Genomic DNA, 6277 nt, shown 5'->3' on the forward strand with positions numbered 1-6277 from the left:
CAACGTGCCGCCTTAGCTCAGTAGGTTAGAGCGCTTGATTGTGGATCAAGAGGTCTCCCGTTCGAACCGGGAAGGCGGTACCACCCTCCCCCTCCTGGATTTCGACGTCTGAACACGGTGTTACCGCCTCTTACACCGAGGCGCACTGGCGCATCGCTGGTCGTGCGAATCGCAGCGACGCCCCGATTGGCGCCGCGCTTATTTCTTCAGAAGTCGCACCGCGCTCGTGAGCGCAAAAAGCAGCGCTGCGGCGCTGACCATCGACGGGCCCGCCGGCGTGTCGAGAAGGAACGCACCCCAGAGCCCCGACAGCGCCGCCGTCGCGCCGATGCCGGCGGCGATCAGCGCCATGCCCTCGGGGCTGCGCGCCAGAGGCCGGGCGGCGGCGGCGGGGATCAGCAGCATGGCGCTGACCAGCAGCGCCCCCACCACCTTGATCGCCACCGCCACGGTGAGCGCCAGCGCCAGCGTCAGGATGCGCTGCTCGCGCCGGGGGTCGAGCCCGCTGGCATAGGCCAGATCCGGCGAGACCGTGGCCGTCAGCAGCGCCTGCCAGCGCCACGCGATCAGCGCGATCACCGCCCCTGCCCCGACCCAGATCACCGCGAGGTCGGTCTTGGTCACCGCGAGGATGTCGCCGAACAGATAGGCCGAGAGGTCGAGCCGAACGCCGGGCACGAAAGTCACCGCCACGAGGCCGAAGGCCAGCGCGCTATGGGCCAGAACGCCCAGCACCGTGTCCATCGCCAGCCCCCGGTCGGTGAGCGAGCCGACGAGGAAGGCCATCATCAGCGCCACCACCATGGTGCCTGCCACAACCGGTAGCGACAGGGCAAGCGACAACGCCACACCGAGGATGGCCGCGTGCGCGGTGGCATCGCCGAAATAGGCCATGCGCCGCCACGCAACGAAGCAGCCCAGCGGTGCCGCCGCGAGGGCAAGCCCCAGCCCCGCCAGCGCGGCGCGCACAAGGAAATCGTCGAGCATTCAGCTTACCTCCGAACGGGGATGCGCGTGGTCGTGGGTGTGGGCGTGGCTGTGCCCGTGATCATGGGCGTGATCGTGATCGCAGCCGGCATCGTGGCGATGGCTGTGCTCGTGGCGATAAAGCGCCAGCGCACCGGCGGTGCCGGTGCCGAACAGCGCCCGGTATTCCGCCGCCTGCGCCACCACTTCCGGGTGGCCCTGACAGCAGACATGGCCGTTCAGGCACACCACCCGGTCGGAGGCGCTCATCACCACGTGCAGCTCGTGGCTGACCATCACCACGGCGCAGCCGAGATGCTCGCGGATGTGCTCGACCTGCCGGTAGAACGCCGCCGAGCCCGGCTGATCGAGGCCTTGCGTGGGCTCGTCGAGCAGCAGCACGTCGGGCTTTTCGAGCAAGGCGCGCGCCAGCAACACGCGCTGGAACTGCCCCCCCGAGAGCCCCGCCATCGGCCGGTCGCCGAGGGCGCCAGCCCCGGCCTCGTCGAGCGCCGCCTGACGCTCTGCCGCCGGCACGCGCTTCGGCAGCGACAGGAAGCGCATCACCGTCATCGGAAGGGTCGGATCCATCATCAGCTTCTGCGGCACGTAGCCCAGCCGCAGGCCCGGCTTGCGGGTCACCTTGCCCGCATCCGGGCGCAGCGCGCCCACCAGCGTGCGCAGCAGTGTCGACTTGCCGGATCCGTTCGGGCCCACGATGGTCACGATCTCGCCCGGGGCGACGTGGAAATCGACATGGCTCAGCACCTTGTGGGTGCCGAGCGTGACCTCGAGACGCTGCGCCTCGATCAGGTTCATGCCGCCGCCTTCCGGCAATCGGGGCAACGCCCCTCGGCCTCGATCACCATCCGCGCCACCTCGAAATCGAGCGTGCCGGCGGACTTGCGCACCGCCTGCGCGATCTCGCGCGAGGGCATCTCGGCCACCGCGCCGCAGTCCGAGCAGATCAGGAAGGCGGGTGCGTGGCGCTCACCGGGATGGGCGCAGGCGACGAAGGCGTTGAGCCGCTCGATCTTGTGCGCGAAGCCGTTGCTCACGAGGAAGTCGAGCGCCCGGTAGACCGTGGGCGGCTGCGCCCCCATGCCTTCGGCGCGCAGCACGTCGAGCAACTCGTAGGCGCCCATGGCGCGGTGCTCCTCGAGCAGGATCTCGAGCACCCGGCGGCGCTGCGGCGTGAGCTGGAGCCCCTGCTCGGCGCAGGTCTCCTCGGCAGCGCTCATCGCCTGCGAGATGCAATGCTGGTGATCGTGGTGGGTGAACCCGAGCGCGTCCATGGCAACCTCCGTCATTTCAGGGGTTGATATGTTATAGCGTCGCGACTATCAAGCCTGCGATGTTATACTATAACGAGATGACCATGATGCTGAAACCGCTCCTCCCCGCGCTCCTTCTGGCCACGCCGCTCTGTGCCGAAGCGCCCCGGACCGTGACCGACATCGCCCCCGTTCAGGGGCTGGTCGCATCGGTGATGGGCGATCTGGGCGCGCCCGGGCTGCTGGTGCCGCAGGGGGCCTCGCCGCATGATCACGCGCTGAGCCCCTCCGAGGCGCGCAGCCTGCAGAACGCCGATCTGGTGGTCTGGATCGGAGCCGAGCTGTCGCCGGGCATCGGCCGCAAGATCGACGCCATCGCCGGAGACGCCACGGTGCTGGAGCTGTTCGACGCCGACGTCACAACCCACCTCGCGAGCCGCGACGGCGCGCTGTTCGAGCACGATCATGACCACGAAGAGGATGCGCACGAGGACGACCACGCGCACGAGGATCACGACGACGAGCACGAGCATGACGATCACGACCACGGCGATCACGAAGACCATGCCGACGCGGATCACGACGAAGACCACACCGGCGACGCCCATGGCCACGATCACGGCCCCGAAGATCCGCATGTCTGGCTGTCGCCCGCCAATGCCCGCGCCTGGCTTGGCCTGATCGCCGATGCGTTGGCCGAGGCCGATCCCGGGAATGCCGGCGCCTACCGCGCCAATGCCGAGGCCGCGCAGGCGGATATCGACGCCGCCGTTGCGACCGCGCGCCAGCGGCTGGCCGAGACGCGGGACGACCGGTTCGTGGTGTTCCACGATGCCTACCAGTATTTCGAGCACGCCTTCGGCCTCACCGTGCTCGGCGCCCTTCAGCTCTCCGACGCCACCGCCCCGAGCCCGGCACGCCTCGCCGAACTGCGCGACGCCATCGCCGCAACCGGCGCCACCTGCGTCTTCGCCGAGCCGCAGTTCGACCCGCGCCTGATCAAGGCGGTGACCGAGGGCAGCGAGGTGGCCGTGGCCGAGCTCGACCCGCTGGGCATGAGCCTCGCACCCGGTGCGAGCTTCTACCCGGCGCTGATCGAGGATCTCGCGGGCCGCATCGCCGACTGCGCCGCCGACTGAACCGGTAAATTCTGATGAAGGGGGGCCGCGCGCCCCCCTTTGTCACGCGCCGGGGCGGAAGCGTCCACGCAGCCAGCGCCAGAGATAGAGCACCGGCCAGCGCAGCACGCTCATCATCGCGAGCAGCACCACCAGCCCCAGCCAAGGCCCGCTCTCCCAGACCACGTAGGCCAGGATCGGCAGGCCACTGGCGATCAGCAGGTAGGCGCGGGTCCAGTGGTTGTCGCGCGAGGGCAGCATTGCCGCGAGATTGGCGACGATGCCCCAGGCGCAGGCAAGCATGAGCGAGACGGGCATACGGCGATCCTTTGCGGTGACCTTCCGGCCAACCTGCCCCGCACTCCCGCCCCCTGCAAGCGGAAGACACAGGAATTTTCGTCCGAAAATTCCTGTCCTCCCCGCCGGCGCTAAAGATTTTTCGGACGAAAAATCTTTGCCCGCTCAGACCTCGCCGCGCAGGCGGTCGGGCAGGTTGTTGGCCCAGGTCGAGATCGTGCCGGCACCAAGGCAGACCACCATGTCGCCGGGACGCGCCTGCTCGCGCACCAGACGTTCGAGATCGTCCTCGTCGTGGATGGCGCGGGCGTGGCGATGGCCGTGGCGGATCAGACCGGCGACGAGATCGTCGCGGCTGGCGCCCTCGATCGGGTCCTCGCCGGCGGCATAGACATCGCCGATGGCGACGACGTCGGCCTCGTTGAAGCAGGCGCAGAAATCGTCGAAGAGCGAGTGCAGGCGCGAATAGCGGTGCGGCTGGTGCACCGCGATGACCCGGCCCTCGCTGGCCTGGCGCGCCGCCTTGAGCACCGCCGCGATCTCGACCGGGTGGTGGCCGTAATCGTCGATGATGGTCACGCCGTTGACTTCACCCACGCGGGTAAAGCGGCGGTTGACGCCACCAAAGGCCGCCAGCGCCGCGCGGATCTCTTCGCGCGCCATGCCGAGATGGCGGGCCACCGCCACCGCGGCCAGCGCGTTCGAGACGTTGTGGTCGCCCGGCATCGGCAGGGTGCAGCCCTCGATCTTGCTGTCTTCGCCCTGCAGCAGGATGTCGAAATGGGCGATGCCCTTCTCGTAGCGCAGGTTCACCGCGCGCACATCGGCCTGCGCGTTGAAGCCGTAGGTGGTCACCCGGCGGTCGCTGACCCGGCCCACCAGCGCCTGCACCTCTGCATGGTCGGTGCAGCACACCGCCAGCCCGTAGAACGGGATGTTCGAGACGAACTGATAGAAGCCGTCGCGCAGGTTCTCGATCGAGCCCCAGTGCTCCATGTGCTCGGGGTCGATATTGGTGACGATGGCGATGGTCGCCGGCAGGCGGTTGAAGGTGCCGTCGCTCTCGTCGGCCTCGACCACCATCCACTCGCCGAGACCCACGCGGGCGTTCGAGCCGTAGGCGTGGATGATGCCGCCATTGATCACCGTGGGATCGAGCTGGCCGGCGTCGAGCAACGTCGCCACCATCGTCGTCGTGGTGGTCTTGCCGTGGGTGCCGGCCACCGCGACGTTGGATTTCAGCCGCATCAGCTCGGCCAGCATCTCGGCCCGGCGCACCACCGGCAGGCCACGCCGCCGCGCCTCGTCGAGCTCGGGGTTGCCGGGCTTGATCGCCGAGGAGATCACCACCACCTCGGCGGCCTCGAGATTCTCGGCCCGCTGGCCCTCGAACACATGCGCACCGAGGCTTTCCAGCCGCTCGGTGATCTTCGACGCCTTCAGGTCGGAGCCCTGCACCGTGTAGCCATGATTGAGCAGAACCTCGGCGATGCCCGACATGCCGATGCCGCCGATGCCGACAAAATGGATCGCCCCGACATCGCCGGGAAGTTTGGTTGCGGCGTTCATCATGCCCCCTGCATCTTTGCGTTCGTGTTTCATGCCTGCCCGTCCTCTGCTGCCTGTTCCTGACCCATCCCCGCGAGATGTTCGACCAGAGCCGCGAGATGCTCCGCCGCGTTCGGCTTCGCCACCGAGAGCGCCGCGCGCGACATTTGCAGCGCGCCCTCGGGATTGCCCAGCACCGCGGCGATGGCCTCGGACATGCTGTCGACGCTGAGCTTGCTCTCGGGCATGCGGATCGCGGCACCCGCATCGACGAGGCCTTGGGCGTTCACCGTCTGGTGGTCGCCCGCCGCCACCGCATAAGGCACGAGGATCGACGGCCGCCCGATCACCGAGATATCCGCCACCGACGAGGCGCCCGAGCGCGAGATCACCAGCTGCGCTTCCGACATGCGCGAGGGGATGTCGGTGAAGAAGGGCTGCACGTCGGCGTCGATGCCGTGCTGATGATAGAACTCCGAAACCCGCTGACCATCTTCGTCGCGCGCCTGGTGGCTGACGCGCAGGTGGCGCAGGATCTCCATCGGCAGGCGCTCGATGGCCGGGGGTACGATGTCCGACAGGATGCGCGCGCCCTGGCTGCCGCCGATCACCAGCAGCGACATCGGGTAGTCGCCCGGGACGATATAGCCCGCTCCGGCGCGCTCCTTCACCGCCATGCGCACCGGATTGCCGGTGTGCACGCCCTCGACACCCTCGGGCAGTTGCGTGGGCCAGGTGCCGCAGCAGACGCAGTCGACCTTCTTGGCGAAGATCTCGTTGACCCGGCCCAGCACGCCGTTCTGCTCGTGGATCATCCGCGGCAGCTTCATCAGCTGCGCCGCCCCCAGCGCCGGGATCGAGGGATAGCCGCCAAAGCCCACCACCACGTCGGGCCGGTCGCGGCGGAAACGCCGCATCATCGACAGCACCCCGCCGGCGATGCGGAACGGCACGCCGAGCTTTGCGAGCGCCCCGCCGCGGGCGAAGGTGGCCGAGTTGACCTCTTCGATCTCGGTGGAATGGGGAAAGCCGCCGGTATAACGCGCGCCGCGCGGATCGGTGGACAGGCGCACG

At 68.6% G+C, this 6277-nt stretch carries 7 protein-coding genes and 1 tRNA gene; 2 read left to right on the top strand and 6 right to left on the bottom strand.

What is annotated here, in order from left to right; genetic code table 11:
- Positions 1 to 6 precede the first annotated feature (6 nt).
- A tRNA-His gene (locus AC6RA4_RS22420) sits at positions 7 to 83 on the top strand.
- A 115-nt stretch (positions 84 to 198) separates the two neighbouring features.
- Here the strand turns inward: AC6RA4_RS22420 and AC6RA4_RS22425 are convergent.
- From AC6RA4_RS22425 to AC6RA4_RS22435, 3 genes are read right to left on the bottom strand one after another with little or no spacing between them, the layout of a single operon-like run.
- A complete protein-coding gene (locus tag AC6RA4_RS22425; protein WP_500164084.1) occupies positions 199 to 987 on the bottom strand; it encodes a metal ABC transporter permease in 789 nt (262 codons plus the stop codon).
- The gene (locus tag AC6RA4_RS22430) at positions 988 to 1785 is read right to left on the bottom strand and encodes an ATP-binding cassette domain-containing protein (RefSeq protein WP_500164086.1); all 798 of its coding nucleotides are present in this window, start codon (positions 1783 to 1785) and stop codon (positions 988 to 990) included. It lies immediately after the preceding gene.
- Complete coding sequence (locus AC6RA4_RS22435; protein ID WP_500164088.1) at positions 1782 to 2261, bottom strand: Fur family transcriptional regulator; 480 nt, start codon at positions 2259 to 2261, stop codon at positions 1782 to 1784. The genes AC6RA4_RS22430 and AC6RA4_RS22435 overlap by 4 nt, the downstream gene beginning before the upstream one ends.
- An 86-nt stretch (positions 2262 to 2347) precedes the next feature.
- Between AC6RA4_RS22435 and AC6RA4_RS22440 the strand changes: the two genes are divergently transcribed.
- Positions 2348 to 3379: a zinc ABC transporter substrate-binding protein gene (locus tag AC6RA4_RS22440; RefSeq protein ID WP_500164090.1), complete on the top strand. Its 1032-nt coding sequence runs from the start codon at positions 2348 to 2350 to the stop codon at positions 3377 to 3379.
- Positions 3380 to 3421: 42 nt separating this feature from the next.
- Here the strand turns inward: AC6RA4_RS22440 and AC6RA4_RS22445 are convergent, their stop codons facing one another.
- The 3 genes from AC6RA4_RS22445 to AC6RA4_RS22455 form a co-directional block, all read right to left on the bottom strand.
- Positions 3422 to 3676 (bottom strand): DUF2484 family protein, encoded by a 255-nt coding sequence (locus tag AC6RA4_RS22445; protein ID WP_500164092.1) that lies wholly within the window; start codon positions 3674 to 3676, stop codon positions 3422 to 3424.
- Between the two features lie 144 nt (positions 3677 to 3820).
- Complete coding sequence (gene murC, locus AC6RA4_RS22450) at positions 3821 to 5224, bottom strand: UDP-N-acetylmuramate--L-alanine ligase (RefSeq protein WP_500164095.1); 1404 nt, start codon at positions 5222 to 5224, stop codon at positions 3821 to 3823.
- 29 nt (positions 5225 to 5253) lie between these two features.
- Complete coding sequence (locus AC6RA4_RS22455) at positions 5254 to 6276, bottom strand: UDP-N-acetylglucosamine--N-acetylmuramyl-(pentapeptide) pyrophosphoryl-undecaprenol N-acetylglucosamine transferase (RefSeq protein ID WP_500164093.1); 1023 nt, start codon at positions 6274 to 6276, stop codon at positions 5254 to 5256.
- Position 6277 lies beyond the last annotated feature (1 nt).

The organism is Salipiger sp. (assembly GCF_059781815.1).